Below are 24,163 nucleotides of genomic sequence, written 5' to 3'. Positions count from 1 at the left end.
ATCGTTTTTCCACAAGGGGAATTCATGGAAAACCAGATTGACCATTCTTTTTCAGACGCCGAGCGCGCCGCCGTCTATCGCAGCATCTTCAATCGCCGCGATGTGCGCGGCCAGTTCCTGCCCGATCGGGTACCGGACGAGGTGCTCGCCCGCGTCATGCTCGCCGCCCACCATGCGCCATCGGTCGGTTTCATGCAGCCGTGGAACTTCCTGCTCGTCCGCTCGCCCGAGGTCAAGCAGCGGGTCCGCGACATCTTCGCCAAGGCCCATGCCGAAGCGGCCATGATGTTCCCCGAGGGCAAGCGGGAAATCTACAGCCAGCTCAAGCTCGAAGGCATCGTCGAATCGCCGATCAACCTGTGCATCACCTGCGACCGCGAGCGAACCGGCCCGGTCGTCGTCGGCCGCACCCACATCAAGACAATGGATCTCTACTCCAGTGTCTGTGCCGTGCAAAACCTGTGGCTGGCCGCCCGTGCCGAAGGGCTGGGCGTCGGCTGGGTAAGCATCTTCAACCAGCCTGAACTGCAGCAGGCGCTGGGCATGCCGACCGACATCGTGCCAATCGCCTACCTGTGCATCGGCTACGTCAGCCACTTCCACGACAAGCCGGAACTGGAAAAGGCTGGCTGGCTGCCCCGCCTGCCGATTGCCGACCTGCTCTATTACGACCAGTGGGGCCAGGCTGATGTGACACGCCAGGAATCGCTGACCAACACAGTCGCCGCCATGCAGGACGACATCCAGCAGCGGGGCATCTTTCCGAAATGATGCTCGATGGCGCACTCGCCATGCCGGCCGCCGCCCTGGCGGCCGTGCTGCTCGACCGCCTGCTCGGCGAAGCGCGCCATTTCCACCCGCTGGTCGGTTTCGGCAACCTGGCCGCCGCTGTCGAGAAACGTCTGAACAACCGCCGCCTAGTGCCAGGGCTGTTCGCCTGGGCGCTGGTCGTCCTGCCCTTTGTCGCACTGGCTTGGCTGTTGCGCCCCTACGCCCCCTTCGCCGTCGATGTGGCTCTCCTCTACTTCGCGCTCGGTGCGCAGAGCCTGTGCGAGCATGCGGAAGCCATCGCGAAACCCTTGCAGGACGGGCATCTTGACGAGGCACGACAGCGCGTCAGCTGGATTGTCTCCCGTGACACATCGACGCTGGACGAATCCGGCATCGCCAAGGCGGGCGTCGAGTCGGTACTGGAAAATGGCAACGATGCCATCTTCGGCACCCTGTTCTGGTTCGCCCTGCTCGGCGGCCCCGGCGCCCTGCTTTTCCGCCTGGCCAATACGCTGGATGCGATGTGGGGCTACCGCACCGAACGCTTCAACCTGTTCGGCCGTTTTGCCGCCCGTTTTGACGATGCCTTGAACTGGGTTCCGGCCCGCCTGACGGCCCTGACCTATGCCCTGCTTGGCCAGACCCGCAACGCGCTGGCCTGCTGGCGTACCCAGGCGCCGGGTTGGGACAGCCCGAACGCCGGACCGGTGATGTCGGCCGGGGCCGGCAGTCTCGGCGTGCAACTCGGCGGCGCGGCGATCTATCATGGGCAGGAAGAAATCCGCCCACCGCTCGGCAGCGGACCGGCACCGGTTGCCGCCGACCTTGGCCGGGCGATTGCCCTGATTCGGCAGAGCCTCTGGCTCTGGCTGAGCGCATTTTTCGTGATTGGATTCCTGGATGCTTGAACACGGCGGCCGCCTGCGTGAAGCCGCGGCACACTACAACATTCCGCTGGATAACTGGCTGGACCTGTCCACCGGCATCAACCCTGACCCATGGCCGGTTCCGGCCCTGCCGCCCGCTGTCTGGCAGCGCCTGCCGGAAAGCAACGACGGCCTGGAAGCCGCTGCGGCCGCCTATTACGGCAACGCCAACCTGTTGCCCGTCGCCGGCTCGCAGGCGGCAATCCAGTGGCTGCCGACCCTGCTGCCCCGCGCCGTCGTCGCCTGCATTTCGCCGATCTACGCCGAGCACCCCCAGGCCTGGCAACACGCCGGCCACAAGATCCGTTTCCTGCAGAATGCCCTGTTGCCGCGGGCGCTGGCGGCAGCGACTCCTTACGTGCTGCTGTGCAACCCGAACAACCCGACGGCCGACCGCCATCCGCACGACATCGTGCTCGACGCCGCCCGGCAGATCAAGAAACGCGGCGGCTGGCTGATTGTCGACGAGGCCTTTATCGATGCGACGCCGGAAGACAGCGTCACCCCGCTGGCCGGTAGCGAAGAAGCGCCGAACCTGATCGTCCTCCGCTCCATCGGCAAGTTCTTCGGCCTAGCGGGAATCCGTGTCGGTTTCGTGTTTGGTGCCCCCGAACTGCTCGGCCGGATGAGCGAGGCACAGGGCCCATGGACGATCAGCGGCCCGTCGCGCGAGGCGGCCAAACTGGCCTTGCAGGATACTGCCTGGCAGGCTGCCACCCGTCCCCGCCTGCAGGCCGCCGGCGAACGTTTGCTCCTGATGCTCGCCCCGCTCGGCGAGGTCAAGGCCACCGCCCTGTTCGCCACGCTGACCACCCAACACGCCGGCGATTTACATGAAGCCCTCGCCCGCCAGGGCATCCTGACCCGCCGCTTCGACCAGCAGCCCCTGCTCCGCTTTGGCCTTCCCGGCAGCGAAACCGAATGGCAACGTCTGGGCCAGGCACTTGCCGAATGGAAACCCGCATGAAAATCCACTTGCTTGCGGCCTTGGCTGCAGCCTTCGCCGTGTCCACTACTGTCCACGCCGACCTCGTCTTCAAGGACGACACCGGCCAGGAAGTCCGCCTCAAGGCGCCGGCCAAACGCATCATCGCGCTCGCTCCGCACATCGCCGAGAGCCTCTACGCAGCGGGGGCTGGCGACCGGCTGGTCGGCACCGTCGATTACAGCGACCACCCGCCGGAAGCGAAGAAAGTGCCGCGCGTCGGCGGCTATTCGCGCGTCGATCTGGAGGCCGTTGCCGCCCTTAAACCGGATCTGGTCCTGGCCTGGGAAAGCGGCAACAACATGCCGCAGGTCGACAAGCTGAAGGGGCTGGGCCTGACGGTCTATGTTTCGCAGCCCAACACGATGGAAAACGTCGCCGACCAACTGGTGCGCCTGGGCCAACTGGCCGGCACCGAAACAGTCGCCAATGCCACGGCCGAACGTTTCCGCAAACGCCTGGAGGCCCTGCGCGCGGCCAATGCCGGCAAGCCCAAGGTCCGGGTGTTCTATCAAATCTGGAAAACGCCGCTGATGACGGTCGGCGGCCCGCAGATCATCAGCGATGCCATCACGCTGTGCGGCGGCACCAACGTTTTCGGCCACCTCGGCAAGATGGCGCCGACGGTCAGTGTCGAAGCCGTGCTCGAAGCCGACCCCGAGGCCATCATCGCTACCGGCATGGGCGACGCCAAGCCGGAGTGGCTGCACGACTGGGACAAATGGACACGGATGACGGCGGTCAAGCGCAACAACCTGTTCCACATCAACCCCGACATCATGCAGCGCCACACGCCGCGCATCCTTGATGGTGCCGAGAAACTTTGCGCCCACCTCGATGTCGCAAGAAGCCACCGTTCTGCCAAGTAAAACATGCCCCGCCTGCCCCAACGCATCGTCTGCCTGACCACCGAAACCGTCGAAGTCCTCTACGCCCTCGGCGAGCAGGAGCGCATCGTCGGCATTTCCGGCTACACCGTGCGCCCGCCGGAGGCCCGCAAGGAAAAACCGAAGGTCTTCGCCTTCACCAGCGGCGACATCGACAAGATCCTCGCTACCCAGCCCGATCTGGTCCTGACCTTCTCCGACCTGCAAAGCGAGATTTCGCGCGACCTGATCAAGGCCGGCGTGCCGGTTTACGCCTTCAACACGCGCAGCGTCGAGGACATCCTCGGCATGGTGGAAACGGTGGGCCGACTGGTTGGCGCCGAGGCCAAGGCACTGGAGATCGTTGCCGGACTGGAAGCGGAAATTGAAAAAGCCCGCGCCATCGCTGCCGAACGCTACGCCCGCAGCGGCAAAAAACCGCGCGTCTATTTCGAGGAATGGGACGAACCGCTGATCAGCGGCATCCGCTGGGCCTCGGAGTTGATCGAAATCGCCGGCGGTGAAGACATTTTTGCCGAGCAGGCCCGCTCACCATTGGCCAAGGATCGTCGCCCAACACCGGAAGCCGTCATCTCCCGTGCCCCGGACATCATCATCGGCTCGTGGTGCGGCAAGCACTTCCGCCCCGAGCGCGTCGCCGCCCGCCCTGGCTGGGACAGCATCCCGGCGGTACGCAACGGGAAAATGCACGAAATCAAGTCAGCGATCATCCTGACTCCTGGCCCCGTCGCGATCAGCGAAGGCCTGCCGCAATTGCTAGCCATTTTTGATCTGTGAAAAGGCCACGACCGGCACATTGCCTATAATCGTCGTCCAAACTTAAGGATTCCGTTCATGAAGATCACTGCTCCGCTCCTTGCCCTGATCCTTGCCGCTCTCGCCAACAGCAGCATGGCTGCCGATACCGACCCGGGCACTGTTGCGGTCGAAGCGCTCGGCCGTCTCAACGGCATCGCCCTGGCCTGCCAGCAGCCGGCCCTGGTCACCCGTGCCCGCAATGCCATCATCACCACCGCCCCCAAGACCCGCGGCTACGGCGAAGTTTTTGAAAACGCCACCAACGCCGCCTATCTCGAACAAGGCAAGGGTGCCACCTGCCCAGATGCCGCAAGCCTGGCCAGCAACATTGCCGCAGCCGAACAACGCATGAAGTCGGCATTTGCCGATAGCAAATGATTCGTACCCTCGTATTTCTCTTTGCTCTTCTGGTCGCCGGCCACGCTGCCGCGCAGGCCTCCCACAGCCTTGAGTTGCTAAAAGAAGGAAGCACCGAAGGAATCAATCCACGCTACCTTCTGCAGGATCCGAACGGACGCTCGGTCACCAGTGAGGATTTTCGCGGGCGCTATCAACTGATCGCCTTCGGCTACACCTACTGCCCCGACATCTGCCCGACCACGCTGGTCGAAATGGCCGAAATCCTGAAACAACTGGGCGCCGATGCCAAACAAGTCCAGGCCATTTTCATTTCAGTCGACCCGGAGCGTGACACCGGCAAGATTCTCAAGACTTATACCGAGTTCTTCGACCCCCGCATTCTCGGCCTCACCGCCTCACCCGCGCTGATTCGGCGTACGGCCGACAATTTCAAGATTCGCTACGCCAAAGTCAAGGAACCCGGCGTTGCCGCAGACCGCTACGCAGTCGACCATTCCGCCGGCATGATCCTGCTCGGCCCGGACGGCAGCTTCGTCAAGAAATTCGCTTTTGCCATGCCTGTGTCAGAAATCACGGAACAAATCGGTCGCATGATCAACAATCGTTGACCTGTGTAAAACCCTCATTGCATTGGCATACCTGCCGTGCGATATTCCGCTGATGCGCAGCTTGAGCCGCTTCGTCCTGATTTTACTGATCGTCCTTGCCGTACCGGCACAGGCCGGCAGCATTGCGCTTGTTCTCAGCGAAGGCGGCGGCATGTATGGCGAATTCGCCAACATCCTTGATGAATCGCTCAGCGGGACGACCTGGAACATTGTCTCGACCAGCCAGGGAGATGCGCCACCTCAACCGTCCAGGCCCCCCGATCTGGTCGTCACCGTCGGCAGTGAAGCCTTGCGCCGGACCTTGAGTCGAGGCGACAGCACCCCGATCATCGCGACACTGCTGCCGCGACAAAACTACGAAAAGATCCTGGCTGAGCATCGGCGGACTTCCGGCCGCATCACCGCCATCTATCTCGACCAACCGGCCAACCGGCAAGCTGCTTTCTTGCGCCATCTCTTACCGGACCAGAAGCGATTCGGCATACTTTTCAGCAGCGAGACAAGAAACTCCGCCAGCCAGTATCGCCAGGCCTTCGCCTGGTCCGGACTGGTACTGGACAGCGAAGACAGCGATACCGACAAGACGCTATTGCCGGCCTTGAATACCCTGCTCACCCGGAGTGGTGCCCTGCTCGCCCTGCCTGATGCCAGCATCTACCACCGCAACAATATCAAGGCCATCCTGATTACCGCCTTCCGCCACCAGCGACCGGTCATCGGCTACTCCACCGCCTTTGTCACGGCCGGCGCGCTGGCTGCGCTGCATAGCACACCGAGCCAGATTGCCCGCCAGACGGCCGACATGATCGTCAACAACGGCATCAACCTTGCCCCCCCAACCGGCCCCGCCCAGTTTGCCATTGCCATCAATACCAATGTTGCTCAGGCGCTGGGGCTCAATATTCCGGATGAAGCGTCGCTGCGACGCTCCATCCTTGCTGACAGGGAAGCACGATGAATCGTCTCACCCTCCGCCATCGCCTGCTGCTATTGACGCTGCTCCCCAGCACGTTGATTGCCATCGCGCTGGTCGCGTATTTCACCTTCAGCGGGATCAAGACGCTGGAAGGCGAACTCCGCCTCAAGGGCATGGCCACCGTCCGTTATCTGGCCCCGATCAGCGAATACGGCATCATTGCCGGCCAGGTTGAAGGCCTGCACGGGCTGGCCCAGGCCACCGTCCAGGAATCCGGCGTCAAGGCGGCCATTGTCGTCAACCAGAAGGGCCGCACCATTGCCGTCAGTGGCCGGGTTTCACTGGCAGCTGACGAACTGCGCCAGAACCTGAGCGAAGCGCGGCAAGTCGCCGAAACCGAACACTGGATTGCCTTTGGTGCCCCGGTCAAGCGCTCGATGAGCGATACCGACCAGCTCTTCGAAACCAATACCAGCAAGCCGGCCGCCCCTGAAATCATTGGTCACGTCTTTGTCGAATTCGACAAGACCGAGCTGGCCAACAAGCAACGACAACTCCTGCAGCGCGGTTTGGTCATCGTGCTCTTCGGCTTGCTGGTACTCGCCGCGCTAGCCATCGCCATGGCGGACAATTTGGCCAAGCCGGTGATGCGTCTGGTCGAGGCCGTGCGCGGCATGTCATCTGGCCGACTGGATACGCGCGTGCCAACCAGTTCCAGCGGCGAACTCGGCATTCTCGAAAACGGCTTCAACGAGATGGCCACACGAATGGAAGAAGTGCATCACTCGATGCAGGCGCGGATCGAGGAAGCCACCGCCCAACTCGCCTTCCAGGCCCGCCACGATGCGCTGACCGGCCTGCTTAACCGGCGCGAATTCGAACACCGTCTGGAAAAGGCTTTGGCCAGCGTGCAGGCTGGCGGCGATGAATTCGCCATCCTCTTCCTCGATCTTGACCGCTTCAAGCAGGTCAACGACACCTGCGGCTATCTGGCCGGCGACGAACTGCTCCGCCAGATGTCGCTGCTTTTCCAGGGCCGCTTGCGTGAGGAGGACACGCTGGCGCGTCTGGGCGGCGATGAATTCAGCATCATGCTGGCCAACTGCACCGGCACACGTGCCATGCAGGTCGCCGAGGATATTTGCGGCCTGGCCGCCGCCTATCGCTTCATCTGGCAGGACAAGGTATTCGCCATTGGCGCCAGCGTTGGCATCACCACGGTGAACCGCAAGGTACGCAATATCAACGAAATCCTCGCTGCCGGCGATGCTGCCTGCCATCGCGCCAAGGAAAGTGGTCGCAACCGGGTCGTCGAGCAGGAGGTCACCTTCAGCCAGGAACGCCGCCACGAAGCCAGCAATTGGGCCAGCCGCATCGCCAGCGCCCTGTCCGAGGACAGATTGCTTATCGAAGCCGTGCCCTTGCGCGCCCTCCAGCACGCTTCCGGCGGGCACATCGTCGAACTGACGGCGCGCCTCAACGAACCCGGTCAACCACCTGTCACCCTCGCCGCACTGATCGACGCCGCCGAACGCTACGACCTGGCGCCGGCCATCGACCGTCGCCTGATCGATACCGCCATCGCCGCCCAGGCCCGCGCCAAGCGTCGGCACCGCAACCTGCACTGTCTGGTGCCGCTCTCCCGCGGCTCCATCGGCAGCCGCGAAACCATCGACTACATCGCCCGCAGCCTGGCTAGTCAGAACATGTCCGGCAACAAGCTCTGCTTCGTGTTTTCCGAAGACATCCTGACCCACCTGACCAGTCAGGCCATGGAGTTCTCGCGCCAGATGCGGACCCTTGGCTGCCAGATCGGCCTGGACGATTTCGGTGGGGGCCTGTCTTCCTTCAGCCACCTGCGCAGCATCACGCCCAGCCACGTCAAGCTGAGCCGCAGCCTGACCCGGGATCTCGGTGGCAACCGCGCGTCAACCGCCCTGCTGCGGGCCGTGCAGGAAATCACAGCCGACCAGCATATCCATTCGATCGCCGAAGATATCGATGATCTGGAAACACTGGAGCAACTCAAGGATCTCGGTATCGATTACGCCCAGGGCAAGGCCATCGCCCCCAACGAGCCCTTCGAGGTCTGGTTCGAGGGTGCGGTGATGCGTTCGGGTTAGTACCGACTCAGGATCAGAAGTCAAGCCGCAGACTGATCCACTGGCGCCGATCCACAACACGGTCGGAGGGCTCGTCGTTCCATTTGTACTCGCTGTGGGCGCCATTCAGTGATTGGATGGTGTAAGCCACTTCGCCGCCCAGCCCACTCCAGCGGAAGAGGTAGGCCAGACGCGCATCGAAGCGCCGGTATTTCGGCGACCAGGAATTGGTCGACCATTTCATCCGGTCCTGCCAATAGCCCGCCACGGAGAAATCGAGGTTCCAGTGCAACTTTTGCATCACCAGCAACGATGTCGAACGATGCGGCATCGAATACTCGGTTTGCTCGCGAATTGCTGCGCTCTTGGCGGCATTTCCCAATGAATTGTTGGGATTAGCCAGTGCCGATTGCAGATAGCTGCTGCCAATATCGGCAAAAGCCTGATTCAGGACAATCCGTGTCGATTCAAACGGCTGCCACTTGTACTGATACTCAAATCCGCGAATCCAGACTTTCTGGACCGGCATGATCGTATCCGGAATCAGATTGTTGGCGATGTTCTGATCGATCGACAGCAGCCTGTCGTGAATTGTTTCATTGAAAACCCGCACATCAAGGCTCATCCGGCTTTCACGCCAATCGCCCAGGTAACCGATTTCCCACGTATCCATCCGCTCGGGCGGCATATTCGGATTGCCTGCAAACTGGTATTTGGGCAAGCCACCACTGACTGTCCACCAATCTCCCCGGTAACCCAGAATGCTCCCTGTCCGATAAGCGCGGGAAAAACCGGTACGGATCGTATTCTCCGGACTCAGATGAAAATTGCCGCTGACTCTGGGGGCCATATGAAAGCCAGCCATTGAATCGTTCTCCCCGGAAATACCGGCATTGCCGGTAAACCAGTGACTCGGTTTCCATTCGAGATTGCCGAATATCCGTGCCAGATCTCGCTGCACAGCCCCCTGCCCTGGCAGGGTCCAGTCCGAACGCATGCTGTCAGTACGCCAGCTTGCCCCCCAGACCAGCCGCGAAGTATCAATCAGCTTCAGGGAGTTCTGGATCTCCAGTTCATGCCTGGCCCCTTCGTCACCGGATTGATTAACCCGGTAGATTCGGCCAGCGAACGGAATGGAGAACTCGTCAGATGAACGGTCAACGACATAGGAGTAGCGCAGTTGCAAATCTGAAGTGGGCGACAATACCCGGCGCCACAAAAACTGCACATAGGCATCTGTCTGCCGCATATCACGAATCGGATCTTCCGGTTTCTGCTGCCATGTAGTCGTATTCAGCCGGCCGCGCTGGGTTACCCCCTCAATCTGCCCAATGCTGAACTGCAGACTATCCCGGTCGCTCAATGAAAAATCCGAACGGAAGTCGAACAATCGCGACCGGAATGAATCGACCCAGTCCCAACGGTTAGTCAAGCCATCATCATTCTGCTGCTTGTAGGTGAATCGGAAGTCTCCGACATCCCCGATCCGCCCGCCGGCACGCAAAGCATAGTCACGAACATTCTGGCTGCCGTAACCGGTAGAAATGGAAAAACCCTGCGCCAGAGCGGGATCCACCGTGATGATATTGACGACCCCGAGAAAGGCATTGCTGCCATAAGACACCGCATTGGTCCCGCGCACGACCTCAATCCGTTCGATATCCTCAAGCGCTACCGGAATCGTCGCCCAATTGATCCCATTGCTGAACAAAGGAGAATGCAGAGAACGACCATCCACCAGCACCTGCAGGCGCGGCGAATACTCACCATCCGACATGCCGTGGTAGGTGACCTGAGCTGCCTCGGTGTTATTGGGAAAGGTCTGGAAACCCGGCACCAACCGGAATACATCACTCAAATCACGGGCACCGGAAGCCTTGATCAACTCCCGATCGATAACGGTGACAGCAGTTGGGGCATCCGCAATTCGCTGCGGCAGCCGGCTGACCGATGCAACAACCGGCAACTCACTGAAATAGGCCCTCTCGTCATCTGCCCAAGATGCACTGACCCCCATCGCGACCAAAGCAATGAGCAGAAGACTGCGCGAGAGGCTATTCCAGGGTCTGATCACGCCCCGACATCCCCGGCGCCACATCTCCAGGCACGACTTGCGCAAACTTCCATGCCTCGGCAAAACACTGCGATTGAGCACCAATGGAGACGCCATGCCGAGTGGTTGCCACCAGACATAGCGCCAGACCAGCCTGCTCAACAGCCGTCACGCTTTCTACATCGATTTCATCGACGCCCATCCGCGTCAGGGCGTGCATGAAGTCATTGCGCAAGGCGCCGGAAAGCCCCCCGGTGATGCGCATGATTTTCTTCCCGCCTAATTCGTGGACAGAGAGAATCGACGCATTGCCATCGAGCAGCGCCTGATTGATCGCATCCTCGATCAGAATCTGCGCGATCGGACCCGGTTGAAAACGCACGCCAAAAACATCCCCCACCCGGCTGACCACGGCAGCGGGAACATCAATCAGCGGCGACTGGAAAATTCGAAACTCGCAGCCAACATTGCGCGAAATTTCCAGAGGCATCGAGGTTCGAACCATCAGCCCTGACAGCGACAGGTTCTCAATCACCCCGTCACCGATCGCACCGCCATAACCAAGGCGTATCGTTGGCAATGAAGCAAACCGAATTCGCAGATGCCGTCTTTGATCCAACATTAGGTTCAAGTCTTTCTAAAAGTTTGTTTTTTGGAGTTTAACAAAACTTGACGCCCCCACCATCACTGCATAAGGCATTCGTTTTATTGACTTTTGCCGCCCTGCTGGGTATTGTCCGCAGACGCTGAAAACACTTCAGCGGCGCCGATTTGAGCTCTGATTGCGGGCGCTTATAAATACAGCTAAAACGGGAACCACCCAGTTCGCGTTTTTCAGCCAACTGGGTTTTTGTTTTCAGGAACAGCATGCCAGGACAATCCGTCGGCGCCGTCCAGCCACAGCGCGCCCACTTCGACCAGCCACTGCATTTGCGCAGCGGCGGGGTTTTGCCGGCCTACGATCTGGTCTATGAGACCTACGGCACGCTCAATGCGGCCAAGTCGAATGCCATTCTCGTCTGCCACGCCCTCTCCGGCCATCATCACGTCGCCGGCCACTATGCCGACCAGCCCGACAATATCGGCTGGTGGGACAACATCGTCGGCCCCGGTCGCCCGCTCGATACCGACAAATTCTTCATCGTCGGCCTGAACAACCTCGGTGGCTGCCACGGCTCCACCGGCCCCTCATCGCTCAATCCGGCCACTGGCAAGCCATGGGGGGCCGATTTCCCGATCGTTGCCGTCAATGATTGGGTGCACGCCCAGGCCCGGCTGGCCGACTTGCTCGGCATTGACAGCTGGGCTGCCGTCATGGGTGGCAGCCTGGGCGGCATGCAGGCGCTGCGCTGGAGCATCACTTTCCCGGAACGCGTCCGGAACGCCATCGTGATCGCTGCCGCCCCGAAGCTTTCGGCGCAGAACATCGCCTTCAACGACGTCGCCCGCCAGGCCATCCTGACCGATCCCGATTTCCACGGCGGCCATTACTACGAACACAACACCCGCCCAGTCCGCGGCCTGCGCCTGGCGCGCATGCTCGGCCACATCACCTATCTGTCCGATGACCAGATGGGCGAAAAATTTGGCCGGGAACTGCGCAACAGTGCCTTTTCCTTTGGCTACGGCGTCGAGTTCGAAGTCGAATCGTATTTGCGCTACCAGGGCGACAAGTTTGCCGGTTACTTCGACGCCAACACCTACCTCCTGATGACCAAGGCGCTCGATTACTTCGACCCATCCCGAGAAGATGATGGCAACCTGACCGCCACCATGGCGCGCACCAAGGCCAATTTCCTGATTGCCTCATTCACCACCGACTGGCGATTCACACCGGCCCGCTCCAAGGAAATCGTCGCCGCGCTGCTCGCCAACGGACGCAATGTTTCCTACGCCGAAATCGACCTCAACTTCGGCCACGACTCTTTCCTGATGGATGATGCCCATTATCACGGCGTCGTCGACGCCTATCTGCGGAACATCAAGCTATGACGCATACCTTGGGCCGCCCCGATTTTGAAGTCATTGCCGGCTGGGTCGAGCCGGGCCACCGCGTCCTCGACCTCGGCTGCGGCGATGGCACGCTACTCAAGCACCTGATCGAAACCCGCGGTGTTCATGGCGTCGGCGTGGAAATCGACGACGCCAACGTCCTGGCCGCCATCAAGAACGGCATCAACATCATCCAGGGCAATCTGGAGCGCGGCCTCGATGAATTCGCCGACCAGGCCTTCGACCACGTCGTCCTGTCGCGCACCCTGCAAACCGTTCGCCACACCGAGGGCATCCTGCGTGAAATGCTGCGCGTCGGCCGCGAAGCCGTCGTCTCCTTCCCGAACTTTGCCTACTGGAAAAACCTGCGCTCGGTGCTTGATGGCCGTATGCCGGTCTCCGAAGACTTGCCATACCAGTGGTACGACTCGCCCAACGTCCGCTTTTTCACGCTGCTTGATTTTGAAGCGCTGTGCGATCAAATGGGCCTGATCATCCGCGAACGGCAAGTGCTGGACGAGGGTGGCAACATCGTGCACAACACGGACAACCGGGAAATCAATTTCCTCGGCAGCCTGGCAGTCTATCGCCTGACGCAAAACCGCTGATGCCAGCCTGGCTCGCGGCCCTACTCACCCGGAAGATGCTGATCTGCATCTTCACCGGTTTTTCATCCGGTCTGCCGCTTTACCTGCTCCTTAACCTGCTGCCAGCCTGGCTGCGCAGCGAAGGCGTGGACCTCAAAACCATCGGTTTCTTCGCGCTGATCCAGTTCCCTTACACCTGGAAATTCCTCTGGTCCCCGCTGCTTGACCGCTACAGCCTGCCAGGCTTTGGCCGCCGGCGTGGCTGGATGCTGATTACCCAAATCGGCCTGCTGTTCTCCATCGGCTTCCTCGGCGGCTTTGACCCGAAAGAAAGCATCTGGCCCATCCTGTGGCTCGCCACCCTGCTTTCACTGCTCTCCGCCACCCAGGACATCGCTGTCGATGCCTTCCGGCGGGAAATCCTCGGCGACAACGAACTCGGCCTCGGCAATGCCGTCCATGTGAACGCTTACCGGATCGCCGGTCTGATTCCCGGCTCGCTATCGCTGATCCTGGCCGATCGCCTGCCCTGGAACGAGGTTTTCTGGATTACCGGTGCTTTCATGATTCCCGGTATGGCCATGGCCTGGCTGGTTACTGAGCCGACAATCAAAGGTGCCCCCAAAACGCTGCGCCAAGCCGTCACTGAGCCTTTCCACGAATTCATCGGCCGCCAGGGCTGGCAGGGTGCCGCCACGGTACTCGGCTTCATCTTCCTGTACAAACTGGGCGATAGCCTGTGCACGGCACTGGCCACCCCTTTCTATCTCGACATGGGTTTCACCAAGACCGATATCGGCCTGATCGCCAAACATGCTGGGCTATGGCCGGCAGTCATTGGCGCCCTGCTCGGCGGATTATGGATGGTCAGGCTGGGCATCAACCGGGCCCTGTGGCTGTTTGGCGTCGTGCAACTGGTATCGATCTTCGGCTTTGCCTGGCTGGCGGCCCAAGGACATTACGATAGTGTCGGCGCCAGCGAGCGGCTTGCTCTCGCCTTCGTCATCGGACTCGAAGCGCTAGGTGTTGGTCTGGGCACTGCAGCGTTCGTCGCCTTCATTGCGCGCTCGACGCATCCGGCTTATACGGCGACGCAAATGGCCCTGTTCACCAGCCTGGCCGCCGTGCCGCGCACCTTCATCAACGCCTCGGCGGGCTGGCTGGTTGAAAATCTTGGCTGGTACGGTTTCTTCTGGCTGTGTGCCGGCCTTGCGGTGCCGGGAATGCTTTTGCTACTGAAAGTCGCACCGTGGCACGAAACCTCGGATTCGGCTATTCGCCCCGTTTGAGACGTCGGCGATCCAGCCACCATGCATAGATCGGCAACAGCAGAACTGACCCCGGCAAGAGCAGGCCAATCAGATAAGGGGACAAGTGGGCCATCCGGCGCAAATGCCCCAGTAGCTCCTCTTTCTCGGCAATCGTCCAGCCTTCGCCATTACGCGCCTTCATCAACAGCGGCATGATGCCGCGTGTCGCCAGCAGTTCGGCCAGTATTCGCTGGGCTTCGCGTCGCTGCGACGACACAACCTGCCGCCACCAGCCAGGCAGTATCGCCTCGTCCAGACTGCCTTTCGCCACGCTCAGCGCCCTCCGGCCACGGCGCTTTTAAGTGCCTGCCAGCCACGCCACAGCAGGAAACTGCGCCGCCCCCAGCGCCATGCACGTTTTGGCCGGGCAATGACGGCCGCAGCGACGGCTAAGCCGACGGCGGCGGGATGATGCTTCAGCCAATCGACCCCTTTGAGAACGGTATCGCCCTTGGCCAGCGCTCCCTGCAGCGGCTCAACATGCCTTGCCAGTTGACGGCGCTGCTCGTCGATACGCGCCTTGAGAGCACCGTGTCGCGTTGCCAGCTCAAGCAGCTTGGGGTTCATTCCGACTTGTTGCGATAGCGGCGCAGTTGCGCCATGTCCGCTTCCAATTCAGACAGACTGGACTTGAACATTTTGCTCGGCTGACTGGCTTGCCGTTTCAGCGAACCAACGAGGATCGCACCACCGCCAATGAACAGGACGGCAAAGATGCCGAAGACGACGACCCTCTGCTCCCAGAAAGCCAGCGCCACACAGCAGACGACCATGACGACGCCCAAGGCGAGCAGAAACGCGGCACCGATGGCCTTGGCCCAGAGCGACATGAGGCGGAATTTCTCCTCCTCAAGCTCCGTAACCAGAAGCTCAGCACGCGTCTTACCTATCGCGATCAGCGTCGCGACAATATTTTTCAAGGCGGAAAAAAGACCCTCGCGGCCCCCTTCACCGCCTGACTGCTGAGTCATGCGCTTAGCGACGTCCGATCAGCACACCGAGAGCCAGACCCAATGCGGCAGCCACACCAACAGCCTTCCATGGCTCTTCGTGCACAAAATCATCAGTCGCGCGGGCTGCTGCCTTGGTCTTATCGACCAGAGCGACTTCGAGATCGATCACGCGCTCTTTGGCATCGCGCAGACGAACGCCAAGACGCTCACGCAGTTCGCCCACTTTTTCACCGGCAGCACCGGCAGTTGCGCGCAACAATTCTTCGGTATCGGAGATCACAACCTTGAGATCGGAAACCAGCTTTTCCTTGTTGGCAGCAGTGATTTGGTCAGACATTTTTCAACCTCGTTAGACAAGTAAGCAGAGCTACAGGTTATCCCTACGGCGCAGCGAAATCAATGCACTTTGGGTGCTTATTTGAAGTCGTAATCAACGATCAGCGGAGCGTGATCAGAAAATCGCTCATCCTTGTAGACCTCGGCCTGCACAGCCGTTGCTGCGATGCCCGGGGTGGCGATCTGGTAGTCGATTCGCCAGCCGACATTCTTGGCCCAGGCCTGACCCCGATTGCTCCACCATGTGTAACAGGTATCCGTCGTTTCCGGGTACAGGCGGCGATAAACATCGACCCAGCCCAGTTCGTCGAAAACCCGTGACAACCACGCACGCTCTTCCGGCAGGAAGCCGGAATTCTTCTGATTCGACTTCCAGTTCTTCAGATCAATGGCCTGATGGGCGATATTCCAGTCGCCACACAGCACGATTTCGCGCCCCTCGTTGCGCAAAGCCAGCATTTGGGGAAAGAAGACATCAAGGAAGCGAAACTTGGCCTCCTGCCGCTCCGGCGACGAGGAACCCGAAGGCAGATAAAGCGAAATCACCGACAGGTCGCCAAAATCAGCCCGTATGTAACGCCCCTCGGCATCAAACTCACCGCCATCGAAGCCTTCGATCACCCGATCCGGTTTTTGCCGACTCCAGATACCGACGCCGCTATACCCCTTCTTTTCGGCACAGTGATAGAACGCCTGCATGCCATCCGGGGCCATCATTTCCGGGGTCAGATCGGGCAACTGAGCCTTCAATTCCTGCAGGCAAATGATGTCCGCATTCTTGGCTGCTGCCCACGGCAACACATTTTTGTTCCACGCGGAGCGGATACCATTGAGATTCAGGGAGATGATGCGTAACATTGTGCTCAAATTGGTCGTATTTTTCCGACCGTCAGGAAAAGAAAACTATGGATTTTCGTCAGGATTTCATCGAATTCGCCGTTAGCTGCCAGGTATTGCGCTTTGGCGAATTCAAAACCAAGGCTGGACGGCTTTCGCCCTATTTTTTCAATGCCGGCCTGTTCAATGATGGCAACTCACTGGGGCGTCTGGCCGAATTCTACGCCAAAGCAGCAGAAGCTGGCGGCGTGCAGTTCGACATGTTGTTTGGCCCGGCCTACAAGGGAATTCCGCTGGTTGCGGCGATTGCCATTTCCCTTGCCCAGCGTGGCAAAAATTTCCCTTTCGCCTTCAACCGCAAGGAAGCCAAGGATCACGGTGAAGGCGGCAATATCGTCGGTTCGCCATTGACCGGACGCGTCCTGATTGTCGATGACGTGATTTCTGCCGGCACCTCGGTCCGCGAATCGGTCGAACTGATCCGTGCCGCCGGTGCCACACCAGCCGGTGTTCTGATTGCGCTGGACCGCCAGGAGCGTGGCCAGGGCGACCTCTCCGCCGTCCAGGAAGTCCAGCGCGACTATGGCATTCCCGTTGTCGCCGTTGCCGGGCTCAAGGATCTGATGACCTTCCTGTCCCAACGGCCTGATTTTGCCAAGCATCGCGAGGCTGTGGCCCGCTACCGGGAGCAGTATGGGGTCGATGCCTAAGCGGGCTATCCTCCCTCTTCTTCTGCTGCTGGCCACTTCGGCCCAAGCGGCTGGAGAGTTTTACTGCTGCCACGACCCGGTCAGTGGCCGTCGGGTGTGCGGGGACACGCTGCCCGAGCAATGTCGCGGCCGTGCCTATCGGGTGCTCGACAGCGGCGGCAATATCGTCAAGGAAGTCGGCCCGCCGCTGACGCCGGAGCAAAAGGCGGAACAGGTACTGGAAAACCGTCGCAAGAAACAGCTTGAAGATGCGAGCCGCGAGCAGCGTCGGCGGGATCAGGCCCTACTCGATACCTACACGACACCAGAAGACATCGATCTGGCACAAAAGAAAGCCGAAGCGGATGTGAATTTAGCCATTCTGGCGACTATTTCCCGCATCGATGCCGTTCGTACCAAGCGCAAAAAGTTTGCTGACGAGGCCGAGTTTTACAAGAAAAAGACACTACCTCCTGAACTCGACAAAGAACTGCGCGCCATTGACCACGAAATCAAGTTGCAGCAGGAACTACTCGAAATCAAGAAAAAGGATTTCGAGTCGATCAAGGCCAAGTACGACGCTGACCGCAAGCGCTACTTCGAATTGACCCGCCGGCCACCGGCTACGCCGAACAGCGGCGCAGCCCCGGCAATTCGCTGATCAGCCAGCCAGTTTCTGCTTCAGCAGGTCGTTGACCTGCTGCGGGTTGGCCTTGCCCTTTGCGGCTTTCATCACTTGACCGACCAGCGCATTGAACGCCTTTTCCTTGCCGGCCTTGAATTCGGCGACGTTGGCAGCATTGGCAGCCAGTACTTCGTCCACCAAAGCTTCGATGGCGCCAGTATCGGTAATTTGCTTCAAACCCTGCTTGTCGATGACTTCATCGGCCGTCGCCCCTTCACCATTCCACAGCGCCTCGAAGACCTTCTTGGCGATATTGTTGGAAATGGTGTCGTCAGCAATACGCAAGATCAGGCCAGCCAGTTGAGTTGCTGAAACCGGCGACTCGGCGATGTCCTTGCCTTCCTTGTTGAGACGGGCAGCCAGATCAACCATCACCCAGTTGGCACAGGGCTTGGCATTGACCTTGCCGGCAATCGCCACTGCCGCCTCGAAATAATCGGCTATTTCCTGACTGGCGGTGAGCGCGGTGGCGTCGTAAGCAGAGAGTCCCAATTCGCCAGCAAAACGTTCGCGTCTCTGGACCGGCAATTCTGGCAATTCGCCCTGCACACGGGCAATCCACTCGGCCGGAATAATCAGTGGCAGCAGATCAGGATCCGGGAAGTAGCGGTAATCGTGCGCATCTTCCTTGCTCCGCATCATGCGTGTTTCGCCGGTATCCGGATCAAACAGCACGGTGGCCTGCTGAATCTTGCGGCCTTCCTCGATTTCATTGATTTGCCACTGGACTTCGAAGTCGATGGCTTCCTTCAGGAAACGGAAGGAGTTCAGATTCTTGATCTCGCGACGGGTGCCAAATTCGGCCTGGCCTTTCGGGCGCACCGAAACGTTGGCATCGCAGCGGAAGGAGCCTTCCTGCATGTTGCCGTCGCAAATGCCGATCCAACGGACCAAGGCATGCAATGCCCGGGCATAGGCGACCGCCTCGTCAGACGAACGCATGTCCGGCTCGGAAACGATTTCCAGCAATGGTGTACCGGCGCGATTCAGATCGATCCCCGACTTGCCATGAAAATCTTCATGCAGCGACTTGCCGGCATCTTCTTCAAGGTGAGCCCGGGTCAGGCGAACGACTTTTTCGTAGGCCTTGTCGCCCAGTCCAACCTGCAGCGTGATGTTTCCGCCAACCACCACCGGCAGATCCATCTGGCTGATCTGGTAGCCCTTGGGTAGATCTGGGTAAAAGTAGTTCTTGCGGGCAAATACCGATTTTTTGGCGACTTCTGCGCCGATCGCCAAGCCAAAGCGAATGGCGCATTCCACCGCTTTCTTGTTCAGCACGGGGAGAACACCAGGCAGGGCAAGATCAACGGCGCAAGCCTGGGTGTTCGGTTCGGCACCAAACGCCGTCGAGGCGCCGGAGAAAATCTTCGAGACCGTCGAGAGCTGTGCATGCGTCTCGATGCCGATTACCACTTCCCACTGAGTCATAGCTTCATCCGTATTAGAAACATTGCCCGCTCTTCGCCTCGACCATGATCGGCCAGAGATAGTCGAAGGCCTTTCCTTCGCAGGATTTGGGGCAACTATTGAATGCAATCGTTACTTTGGGGCCCTGCTCCCACATGCGAACCAGGCAATCCGACTGTTTCTTGTGACGCAGCAGCGCCTGCGGCAGCTTCTCGATCTGCTCGAAATCGTCCAGGTTAAAACGGCAGGTGCCATAGCCCTTCATGCTGACCTGGGCATCAAATTTCTTGACGTCGGCCTCCTTGACCAGCAGATCGAGCCGGGTCTGCGTGCCGATCGCATCCTTGTGCGAGCAACGCGAGCGAACGTTGAGCGGACGCGTCGGCTGCGGCTTGAGGTTGCGGTTGGCCAGGTACTTCAGGGTCGAATTCTTGAATTTCGGCGTTTCTTCGGTGGCCACCGGTTTTTCAGCAGTTGATTGCGCCGCTGGTTCCTTGGGCGCCTTCGGCGTTTCAGCGCAACTGGCCAACATCAGGGCAGCGAGCAGAGTCCAGAGAAGGCGCATTTTATTCAATGCCACCCGGGCGACGCTGATGCCAATCAGTCGCTTGCTGATAACGATGGGCCACATTTAGCAAACGGTTCTCGGCAAAGTAGTTGCCGATCAGTTGCAGTCCAACCGGCAAGCCGCCGACAAAGCCGCAGGGAATCGACATGCCGGGCAGACCAGCCAGATTGACCGCGATCGTGTAGATATCCGACAAGTACATCTGCACCGGATCGGCCGCCTTTTCGCCGAGTTTGAAGGCAGTCGATGGCGAAGTCGGGCTCATGATCACATCACAGTGCTTGAAGGCCTCGACGAAATCATTGGCGATCAAGCGGCGGATGCGCTGGGCCTGCAGGTAATAGGCGTCGTAATAGCCGTGCGACAACACATAGGCGCCAATCAGGATGCGGCGCTTTACTTCCGCACCGAAGCCCTGGGCGCGGGTCTTCATGTACATGTCGTCCAGATTGCCGTAATCCGGAGCGCGATAGCCGTAGCGCACACCGTCGAAACGCGACAGGTTGGAACTGGCCTCCGCCGGCGCGATCACGTAATAGGCCGGTACCGACAGATGGGAGTTGGGCAGCGAGACATCAACTATCGATGCGCCGAGCTTCTCGTATTCGGCAATCGCCGCACGCACGGCCGCCATCACCCCGGCATCGCAACCCTCACCGAAGAACTCTTTCGGCAGACCAATGCGCAGGCCATTCAGAGGTTTCTCGAGATCACGGGCATAGTCTTCGACCGGGCGGTCGAGTGAGGTTGAGTCGCGTTCGTCGAAACCGACCATCGTGTTGAGCAGCAAGGCGCAATCTTCGGCGCTGGCTGCCATCGGGCCGCCCTGATCAAGCGACGATGCGAAGGCAATCATGCCGTAGCGGGAAACAACACCGTAGGTTGGCTTCAGGCCGGTCAGGTTGCACAGCGCAGCCGGCTGACGGATCGAGCCGCCAGTATCGGTGCCAGTCGCTGCCGGCGCCAGACGGGCAGCCACTGCGGCGGCCGAACCGCCAGACGAACCGCCTGGTACACGCTCGGTATCCCAAGGGTTGCGCACCGAGCCGAAGAACGAGGTTTCATTCGACGAACCCATAGCGAATTCGTCCATATTCGTCTTGCCGAGCGAGACCAGGCCGGCTTCGGCGTGCATCTTGCGGATGACCGTCGCATCATAGGGCGAAACGAAGTTGGCCAGCATTTTCGAGCCACAAGTACTCAGCCAGCCCTCGGCACAGAAGATGTCCTTCTGGGCGATAGGTATGCCGGTCAATGGGCCAGCCGTGCCGGCAGCGATACGCGTATCGGCATCACGGGCCATTTGCAGGCTCTTCTCGCGATCAACCGTCACAAAGGCATTGAGACTTGGATTCAGACGCTCGATGCGGTCAAGGAACAAGGACGACAACTCGACGCTGGAAACCTTCTTCGCGGCCAGCGCCTGCGACAGTTCTTTCAGGCTGGCATTGATCATTCGATCACCTTCGGCACAAGGTAGAGCCCGGCTTCAATTTCCGGGGCGACGGCCTGATAGGCGGCGCGGCGATCACCTTCGGAAACTGCATCTTCACGCAGACGCTGGCTGACATCCTGAGCATGCGCCATCGGCTCGACGCCGCTGGTATCCACGGCCTGCATTTGTTCGATCAACTGGAAGATGCCATTGAGGTGGCCCTGGGTGGTCAGGGCCTCGTCATCGCTGATCTCGATTCGGGCGAGATGGGCGATGCGCTTAACCTGTTCTAATGTGAGCGACATGGGTGCCAAAGACTTTTTTGCAGTGCACAAAGTCTTAAAATGGAAAGCGTTATAAGGTATCATAAAAGTTTTCCCTACCGCACCCCCCCACGCGGAGCATCCATGTTTGGTTTCCTCAGTAAATACTTCTCGAACGACCTCGCCATCGACCTTGGTACCGCCAACACGCTGATTTATGTGCGTGCCCGCGGCATCGTCCTGGACGAGCCATCAGTCGTCGCCATCCGCCTTGAAGGCGGCCCCAATGCCAAAAAAACCATCCAGGCCGTCGGCCGGGAAGCCAAGGACATGCTTGGCAAGGCACCGGGCACCATCACCGTTATCCGCCCGATGAAGGACGGCGTCATTGCCGACTTCACCGTCACCGAGCAGATGCTCAAGCAATTCATCAAGAAGGTACACGACTCGAAGCTGTTCAGCCCGAGTCCGCGCATCATCATCTGTGTTCCGTCCGGATCGACCCAGGTCGAACGTCGCGCCATCCGTGAATCCGCCCTCGGCGCTGGCGCCAGCCAGGTTTACCTGATCGAGGAGCCGATGGCTGCTGCGATCGGTGCCGGCCTGCCGGTCTCCGATGCGACAGGTTCCATGGTCGTCGACATCGGCGGCGGCACGACCGAAGTCGGCGTCATCTCGCTCGGCGGCATGGTCTATGCCGGCTCGGTGCGCGTCGGTGGCGACAAGCTCGACGAAGCGATCATCAATTACATCAGCCGCAACTACGGCATGATGATCGGCGAGAACACTGCCGAGAACATCAAGAAGAACATCGGTTCCGCCTTCCCGGGCGCCGAAGTCAAGGAAATGGAAGTTTCCGGCATCAACAAGGCCGAAGGCATCCCGCGCAAATTCACGATTTCCTCCAACGAAATCCTCGAGGCGCTGACCGACCCGCTCAACCAGATCGTTTCCGCCGTCAAGTCCGCGCTAGAAAAGACGCCGCCCGAACTCGGTGCCGACATTGCCGAAAAGGGCATGGTCCTGACCGGTGGCGGCGCTCTGTTGCGTGATCTCGACCGTCTGCTGATGGAAGAAACCGGCCTCCCCGTCATCGTTGCCGATGAGCCCCTGACCTGTGTTGCCCGCGGTTGCGGCATGGCACTGGAAAAGATGGACAAGCTGGGCAGCATTTTTGCCTCGGACTAAACCTTGATCGCAGCAAGGCAGGATTGAGCGATGGCCGGCATCGACCACGCGCCTCCACCGTTCTTCAAGCGAGGGCCAGCACCGCTGGCCCTTCTGACTTTCTACATCGCCGTTTCATTGGCGATATTCGTGCTCGACCTGCGTTTCAAGAGCCTCGAATTGCTGCGCCAGAGTATCGCGCTGGTCGTCGACCCGGTCCAGCGCGTCGCCCAGACACCGGGCAGCCTGGTCGACTATGCGGCCAGCTATCTGCAAGGCCTGCGTGCCCTGCAACATGAAAACAGCGAGCTGAAGCACAATCAGCTGACGACCGCGCCCAATCTGCAGCGCCTGGCCCAACTCGAAGTTGAAAATGAACGGTTGCGCAAGTTGCTGGCCGTCAAGGAACGCGAAAAGGCCAACGGTCAAGTCACCCAGATTCTATACACTGCACGCGACCCGTTCTCGCGCAAGGTCATTGTGGACAAAGGCCAGCAGGCCGGCATCATCGCCGGGCAACCAGCCATCGATGAAGCCGGCGTCGTCGGCCAGGTGACCCGCGTCTTTCCGTTCTCGTCTGAAATTACGCTGATCACCGACAAGGATCAGGTCGTGCCGGTTCAAGTCGTTCGCAGCGGCCAGCGCTCTGTCGTTTTCGGCCTCGGCAACGGCCAGCTGGAATTGCGCTACATGCCGGCCAACGCGGACGTCCAGGTCGGCGACATCTTGGTCACCTCCGGACTGGACGGCATCTACCTGGCGGGTTTCCCGGTCGCCAAGGTGGTCAATATCGAGCGCGACAGCGCCTACTCCTTTGCCCGAATTTTCTGCGTACCCATCGCCGGCGTCGAAAACTTTGGCGAAGTGATGGTCCTCGACCCGCGCAAGGCTTTGCCGCCGGCGCCGCCGGAGTCGTCCGGACGCCCGGGCAGTTCGGACAAGCCGAACCTGCGCAAGAAAAAGAAAGTTTCAGGAAAAGAACACTGATGCAACCTACCTTTTCCTCCTCACGCATTCTGCTGCCAGTCCGGCCCTGGTTCATTTTTTTCAGCCTGATTGCCGCCGCGCTCCTCAACTTCCTGCCGACGGCACACTGGCCCGGCATGCCGGACTGGGTCGCACTGGTGCTGTGCTTCTGGAGTGTCCGCGAATTCCGCAAGGTCGGCATGGGCTGGGGCTTCATGCTGGGATTGCTGATGGACGTTGCCGACGGCGCGGTGCTCGGTCAGCATTGCTTTGCCTACGTCGCTCTCGCCTATACCGCCGCCTCGCTGTCGCGCCGCATCCTGTGGTTCCCGCTACTGCAACAGGCCCTGCAGATCATGCCGCTGCTGTTGGCGACGCAGGTATTGCAAGCCTTGATGCGCCTGGCCGTTGGCGCCGAGTTTCCCGGCTGGGGCTATTTCGTTGGCCCGATGATCGCTACGCTGCTCTGGATTCCCGCCACCTTCATCCTGCTCCTGCCGCAATACCGGCCGGTCGAGCAGGACCCCAACCGCCCTATTTAAGGCCGAGGCAGGGCGCA

29 protein-coding genes are annotated in these 24,163 nt (G+C 60.0%); 17 read left to right on the top strand and 12 right to left on the bottom strand.

Annotated elements, in window-relative coordinates; genetic code table 11:
- The first annotated feature begins 24 nt into the window (after window positions 1-24).
- Genes bluB through KI617_RS00720 form a run of 9 tightly spaced genes read left to right on the top strand, consistent with a single transcriptional unit; the run spans window position 25 to window position 8,374 of the window.
- Window positions 25-771: a 5,6-dimethylbenzimidazole synthase gene (gene bluB, locus KI617_RS00760; protein WP_226449746.1), complete on the top strand. Its 747-nt coding sequence runs from the start codon at window positions 25-27 to the stop codon at window positions 769-771.
- Window positions 768-1,679, top strand: a complete 912-nt coding sequence (gene cbiB / locus KI617_RS00755) for an adenosylcobinamide-phosphate synthase CbiB (RefSeq protein ID WP_226449744.1) — start codon at window positions 768-770, stop codon at window positions 1,677-1,679. The genes bluB and cbiB overlap by 4 nt, the downstream gene beginning before the upstream one ends.
- Window positions 1,672-2,664, top strand: a complete 993-nt coding sequence (cobD, locus tag KI617_RS00750; protein ID WP_226449742.1) for a threonine-phosphate decarboxylase CobD — start codon at window positions 1,672-1,674, stop codon at window positions 2,662-2,664. Before cbiB ends, cobD begins: the two co-directional genes overlap by 8 nt.
- Window positions 2,661-3,551, top strand: a complete 891-nt coding sequence (locus KI617_RS00745; protein ID WP_226449740.1) for a cobalamin-binding protein — start codon at window positions 2,661-2,663, stop codon at window positions 3,549-3,551. The genes cobD and KI617_RS00745 overlap by 4 nt, the downstream gene beginning before the upstream one ends.
- A gap of 3 nt (window positions 3,552-3,554) precedes the next feature.
- Entirely contained in the window at window positions 3,555-4,346 is a 792-nt protein-coding gene (locus KI617_RS00740; RefSeq protein WP_226449738.1) for a cobalamin-binding protein, read from the top strand.
- Window positions 4,347-4,403: 57 nt separating this feature from the next.
- Window positions 4,404-4,745, top strand: a complete 342-nt coding sequence (locus tag KI617_RS00735; protein WP_226449736.1) for a hypothetical protein — start codon at window positions 4,404-4,406, stop codon at window positions 4,743-4,745.
- Window positions 4,742-5,335 carry an SCO family protein gene (locus KI617_RS00730; RefSeq protein WP_226449734.1) on the top strand — a complete coding sequence of 198 codons (594 nt, stop codon included), beginning with the start codon at window positions 4,742-4,744 and terminating at the stop codon, window positions 5,333-5,335. Before KI617_RS00735 ends, KI617_RS00730 begins: the two co-directional genes overlap by 4 nt.
- Before the next feature lie 52 nt (window positions 5,336-5,387).
- Window positions 5,388-6,293 (top strand): ABC transporter substrate-binding protein, encoded by a 906-nt coding sequence (locus KI617_RS00725; RefSeq protein ID WP_226449732.1) that lies wholly within the window; start codon window positions 5,388-5,390, stop codon window positions 6,291-6,293.
- Window positions 6,290-8,374 (top strand): diguanylate cyclase, encoded by a 2,085-nt coding sequence (locus tag KI617_RS00720; RefSeq protein ID WP_226449722.1) that lies wholly within the window; start codon window positions 6,290-6,292, stop codon window positions 8,372-8,374. Before KI617_RS00725 ends, KI617_RS00720 begins: the two co-directional genes overlap by 4 nt.
- A 13-nt stretch (window positions 8,375-8,387) precedes the next feature.
- Here the strand turns inward: KI617_RS00720 and KI617_RS00715 are convergent, their stop codons facing one another.
- From KI617_RS00715 to KI617_RS00705, 3 genes are read right to left on the bottom strand one after another with little or no spacing between them, the layout of a single operon-like run.
- Window positions 8,388-10,427, bottom strand: a complete 2,040-nt coding sequence (locus KI617_RS00715; protein ID WP_226449720.1) for a TonB-dependent receptor plug domain-containing protein — start codon at window positions 10,425-10,427, stop codon at window positions 8,388-8,390.
- Window positions 10,408-11,028: a PilZ domain-containing protein gene (locus KI617_RS00710; protein ID WP_226451822.1), complete on the bottom strand. Its 621-nt coding sequence runs from the start codon at window positions 11,026-11,028 to the stop codon at window positions 10,408-10,410. The genes KI617_RS00715 and KI617_RS00710 overlap by 20 nt, the downstream gene beginning before the upstream one ends.
- Window positions 11,029-11,065: 37 nt before the next feature.
- Window positions 11,066-11,275, bottom strand: coding sequence for a hypothetical protein (locus KI617_RS00705; protein ID WP_226449718.1), 210 nt, complete (start codon window positions 11,273-11,275; stop codon window positions 11,066-11,068).
- Between KI617_RS00705 and metX the strand changes: the two genes are divergently transcribed.
- Genes metX through KI617_RS00690 form a run of 3 tightly spaced genes read left to right on the top strand, consistent with a single transcriptional unit; the run spans window position 11,274 to window position 14,274 of the window.
- Window positions 11,274-12,398, top strand: a complete 1,125-nt coding sequence (metX, locus tag KI617_RS00700) for a homoserine O-succinyltransferase MetX (RefSeq protein WP_226449716.1) — start codon at window positions 11,274-11,276, stop codon at window positions 12,396-12,398. The two genes, KI617_RS00705 and metX, sit on opposite strands and share 2 nt — an antisense overlap.
- The gene (gene metW / locus KI617_RS00695) at window positions 12,395-13,006 is read left to right on the top strand and encodes a methionine biosynthesis protein MetW (RefSeq protein ID WP_226449708.1); all 612 of its coding nucleotides are present in this window, start codon (window positions 12,395-12,397) and stop codon (window positions 13,004-13,006) included. The genes metX and metW overlap by 4 nt, the downstream gene beginning before the upstream one ends.
- A complete protein-coding gene (locus tag KI617_RS00690; RefSeq protein ID WP_226449706.1) occupies window positions 13,006-14,274 on the top strand; it encodes an AmpG family muropeptide MFS transporter in 1,269 nt (422 codons plus the stop codon). Before metW ends, KI617_RS00690 begins: the two co-directional genes overlap by 1 nt.
- On the opposite strand, the gene KI617_RS00685 is transcribed toward KI617_RS00690, so the two are convergent.
- The 5 genes from KI617_RS00685 to KI617_RS00665 form a co-directional block, all read right to left on the bottom strand.
- Window positions 14,258-14,566: a hypothetical protein gene (locus KI617_RS00685; RefSeq protein ID WP_226449704.1), complete on the bottom strand. Its 309-nt coding sequence runs from the start codon at window positions 14,564-14,566 to the stop codon at window positions 14,258-14,260. The genes KI617_RS00690 and KI617_RS00685 overlap by 17 nt on opposite strands.
- A 2-nt stretch (window positions 14,567-14,568) precedes the next feature.
- Window positions 14,569-14,862 (bottom strand): YqjK-like family protein, encoded by a 294-nt coding sequence (locus tag KI617_RS00680; protein WP_226449702.1) that lies wholly within the window; start codon window positions 14,860-14,862, stop codon window positions 14,569-14,571.
- Window positions 14,859-15,266: a phage holin family protein gene (locus KI617_RS00675; protein ID WP_226449700.1), complete on the bottom strand. Its 408-nt coding sequence runs from the start codon at window positions 15,264-15,266 to the stop codon at window positions 14,859-14,861. Before KI617_RS00675 ends, KI617_RS00680 begins: the two co-directional genes overlap by 4 nt.
- Before the next feature lie 4 nt (window positions 15,267-15,270).
- Window positions 15,271-15,585 (bottom strand): DUF883 family protein, encoded by a 315-nt coding sequence (locus KI617_RS00670; RefSeq protein ID WP_226449698.1) that lies wholly within the window; start codon window positions 15,583-15,585, stop codon window positions 15,271-15,273.
- 77 nt (window positions 15,586-15,662) lie between these two features.
- Window positions 15,663-16,442 (bottom strand): exodeoxyribonuclease III, encoded by a 780-nt coding sequence (locus KI617_RS00665; protein WP_226451821.1) that lies wholly within the window; start codon window positions 16,440-16,442, stop codon window positions 15,663-15,665.
- Window positions 16,443-16,489: 47 nt separating this feature from the next.
- Between KI617_RS00665 and pyrE the strand changes: the two genes are divergently transcribed.
- Window positions 16,490-17,131 carry an orotate phosphoribosyltransferase gene (gene pyrE, locus KI617_RS00660; RefSeq protein WP_226449696.1) on the top strand — a complete coding sequence of 214 codons (642 nt, stop codon included), beginning with the start codon at window positions 16,490-16,492 and terminating at the stop codon, window positions 17,129-17,131.
- The gene (locus KI617_RS00655) at window positions 17,124-17,771 is read left to right on the top strand and encodes a hypothetical protein (RefSeq protein ID WP_226449694.1); all 648 of its coding nucleotides are present in this window, start codon (window positions 17,124-17,126) and stop codon (window positions 17,769-17,771) included. Before pyrE ends, KI617_RS00655 begins: the two co-directional genes overlap by 8 nt.
- Here the strand turns inward: KI617_RS00655 and gatB are convergent, their stop codons facing one another.
- The 4 genes from gatB to gatC are packed head-to-tail and all read right to left on the bottom strand — an operon-like array spanning window position 17,772 to window position 21,513.
- A complete protein-coding gene (gatB, locus tag KI617_RS00650) occupies window positions 17,772-19,226 on the bottom strand; it encodes an Asp-tRNA(Asn)/Glu-tRNA(Gln) amidotransferase subunit GatB (RefSeq protein ID WP_226449693.1) in 1,455 nt (484 codons plus the stop codon). It lies immediately after the preceding gene.
- Window positions 19,227-19,239: 13 nt separating this feature from the next.
- A complete protein-coding gene (locus tag KI617_RS00645) occupies window positions 19,240-19,770 on the bottom strand; it encodes a hypothetical protein (RefSeq protein ID WP_226449691.1) in 531 nt (176 codons plus the stop codon).
- 1 nt (window position 19,771) lies between these two features.
- Entirely contained in the window at window positions 19,772-21,229 is a 1,458-nt protein-coding gene (gatA, locus tag KI617_RS00640; protein ID WP_226449689.1) for an Asp-tRNA(Asn)/Glu-tRNA(Gln) amidotransferase subunit GatA, read from the bottom strand.
- On the bottom strand, window positions 21,226-21,513 hold the full coding sequence (gene gatC, locus KI617_RS00635) for an Asp-tRNA(Asn)/Glu-tRNA(Gln) amidotransferase subunit GatC (protein ID WP_226449687.1): 288 nt from the start codon (window positions 21,511-21,513) through the stop codon (window positions 21,226-21,228). The genes gatA and gatC overlap by 4 nt, the downstream gene beginning before the upstream one ends.
- Window positions 21,514-21,615: 102 nt before the next feature.
- On the opposite strand from gatC, the gene KI617_RS00630 reads away from it, so the two are divergent.
- The 3 genes from KI617_RS00630 to mreD are packed head-to-tail and all read left to right on the top strand — an operon-like array spanning window position 21,616 to window position 24,146.
- Window positions 21,616-22,659 carry a rod shape-determining protein gene (locus KI617_RS00630; RefSeq protein ID WP_011285885.1) on the top strand — a complete coding sequence of 348 codons (1,044 nt, stop codon included), beginning with the start codon at window positions 21,616-21,618 and terminating at the stop codon, window positions 22,657-22,659.
- Window positions 22,660-22,689: 30 nt separating this feature from the next.
- On the top strand, window positions 22,690-23,625 hold the full coding sequence (gene mreC, locus KI617_RS00625; RefSeq protein ID WP_226449686.1) for a rod shape-determining protein MreC: 936 nt from the start codon (window positions 22,690-22,692) through the stop codon (window positions 23,623-23,625).
- Window positions 23,625-24,146, top strand: coding sequence for a rod shape-determining protein MreD (gene mreD / locus KI617_RS00620; RefSeq protein ID WP_226449684.1), 522 nt, complete (start codon window positions 23,625-23,627; stop codon window positions 24,144-24,146). The genes mreC and mreD overlap by 1 nt, the downstream gene beginning before the upstream one ends.
- Window positions 24,147-24,163: the final 17 nt, after the last annotated feature.

The sequence above is a fragment of the Ferribacterium limneticum genome (assembly GCF_020510625.1).
Classification (GTDB): Bacteria; Pseudomonadota; Gammaproteobacteria; order Burkholderiales; family Rhodocyclaceae; genus Azonexus; species Azonexus limneticus_A.
This window is presented reverse-complemented; position numbering and strand designations above follow the sequence as displayed.

Coding starts and splice junctions, on each gene's coding strand:
- bluB (WP_226449746.1), top strand. CDS start 25: ATGGAAAACCAGATTGACCATTCTTTTTCAGACGCCGAGCGCGCCGCC.
- cbiB (WP_226449744.1), top strand. CDS start 768: ATGATGCTCGATGGCGCACTCGCCATGCCGGCCGCCGCCCTGGCGGCC.
- cobD (WP_226449742.1), top strand. CDS start 1,672: ATGCTTGAACACGGCGGCCGCCTGCGTGAAGCCGCGGCACACTACAAC.
- KI617_RS00745 (WP_226449740.1), top strand. CDS start 2,661: ATGAAAATCCACTTGCTTGCGGCCTTGGCTGCAGCCTTCGCCGTGTCC.
- KI617_RS00740 (WP_226449738.1), top strand. CDS start 3,555: ATGCCCCGCCTGCCCCAACGCATCGTCTGCCTGACCACCGAAACCGTC.
- KI617_RS00735 (WP_226449736.1), top strand. CDS start 4,404: ATGAAGATCACTGCTCCGCTCCTTGCCCTGATCCTTGCCGCTCTCGCC.
- KI617_RS00730 (WP_226449734.1), top strand. CDS start 4,742: ATGATTCGTACCCTCGTATTTCTCTTTGCTCTTCTGGTCGCCGGCCAC.
- KI617_RS00725 (WP_226449732.1), top strand. CDS start 5,388: ATGCGCAGCTTGAGCCGCTTCGTCCTGATTTTACTGATCGTCCTTGCC.
- KI617_RS00720 (WP_226449722.1), top strand. CDS start 6,290: ATGAATCGTCTCACCCTCCGCCATCGCCTGCTGCTATTGACGCTGCTC.
- KI617_RS00710 (WP_226451822.1), bottom strand. CDS start 11,028: ATGTTGGATCAAAGACGGCATCTGCGAATTCGGTTTGCTTCATTGCCA.
- metX (WP_226449716.1), top strand. CDS start 11,274: ATGCCAGGACAATCCGTCGGCGCCGTCCAGCCACAGCGCGCCCACTTC.
- KI617_RS00705 (WP_226449718.1), bottom strand. CDS start 11,275: ATGCTGTTCCTGAAAACAAAAACCCAGTTGGCTGAAAAACGCGAACTG.
- metW (WP_226449708.1), top strand. CDS start 12,395: ATGACGCATACCTTGGGCCGCCCCGATTTTGAAGTCATTGCCGGCTGG.
- KI617_RS00690 (WP_226449706.1), top strand. CDS start 13,006: ATGCCAGCCTGGCTCGCGGCCCTACTCACCCGGAAGATGCTGATCTGC.
- KI617_RS00680 (WP_226449702.1), bottom strand. CDS start 14,862: ATGAACCCCAAGCTGCTTGAGCTGGCAACGCGACACGGTGCTCTCAAG.
- KI617_RS00675 (WP_226449700.1), bottom strand. CDS start 15,266: ATGACTCAGCAGTCAGGCGGTGAAGGGGGCCGCGAGGGTCTTTTTTCC.
- KI617_RS00670 (WP_226449698.1), bottom strand. CDS start 15,585: ATGTCTGACCAAATCACTGCTGCCAACAAGGAAAAGCTGGTTTCCGAT.
- KI617_RS00665 (WP_226451821.1), bottom strand. CDS start 16,442: ATGTTACGCATCATCTCCCTGAATCTCAATGGTATCCGCTCCGCGTGG.
- pyrE (WP_226449696.1), top strand. CDS start 16,490: ATGGATTTTCGTCAGGATTTCATCGAATTCGCCGTTAGCTGCCAGGTA.
- KI617_RS00655 (WP_226449694.1), top strand. CDS start 17,124: ATGCCTAAGCGGGCTATCCTCCCTCTTCTTCTGCTGCTGGCCACTTCG.
- gatB (WP_226449693.1), bottom strand. CDS start 19,226: ATGACTCAGTGGGAAGTGGTAATCGGCATCGAGACGCATGCACAGCTC.
- KI617_RS00645 (WP_226449691.1), bottom strand. CDS start 19,770: ATGCGCCTTCTCTGGACTCTGCTCGCTGCCCTGATGTTGGCCAGTTGC.
- gatA (WP_226449689.1), bottom strand. CDS start 21,229: ATGATCAATGCCAGCCTGAAAGAACTGTCGCAGGCGCTGGCCGCGAAG.
- gatC (WP_226449687.1), bottom strand. CDS start 21,513: ATGTCGCTCACATTAGAACAGGTTAAGCGCATCGCCCATCTCGCCCGA.
- KI617_RS00630 (WP_011285885.1), top strand. CDS start 21,616: ATGTTTGGTTTCCTCAGTAAATACTTCTCGAACGACCTCGCCATCGAC.
- mreC (WP_226449686.1), top strand. CDS start 22,690: ATGGCCGGCATCGACCACGCGCCTCCACCGTTCTTCAAGCGAGGGCCA.
- mreD (WP_226449684.1), top strand. CDS start 23,625: ATGCAACCTACCTTTTCCTCCTCACGCATTCTGCTGCCAGTCCGGCCC.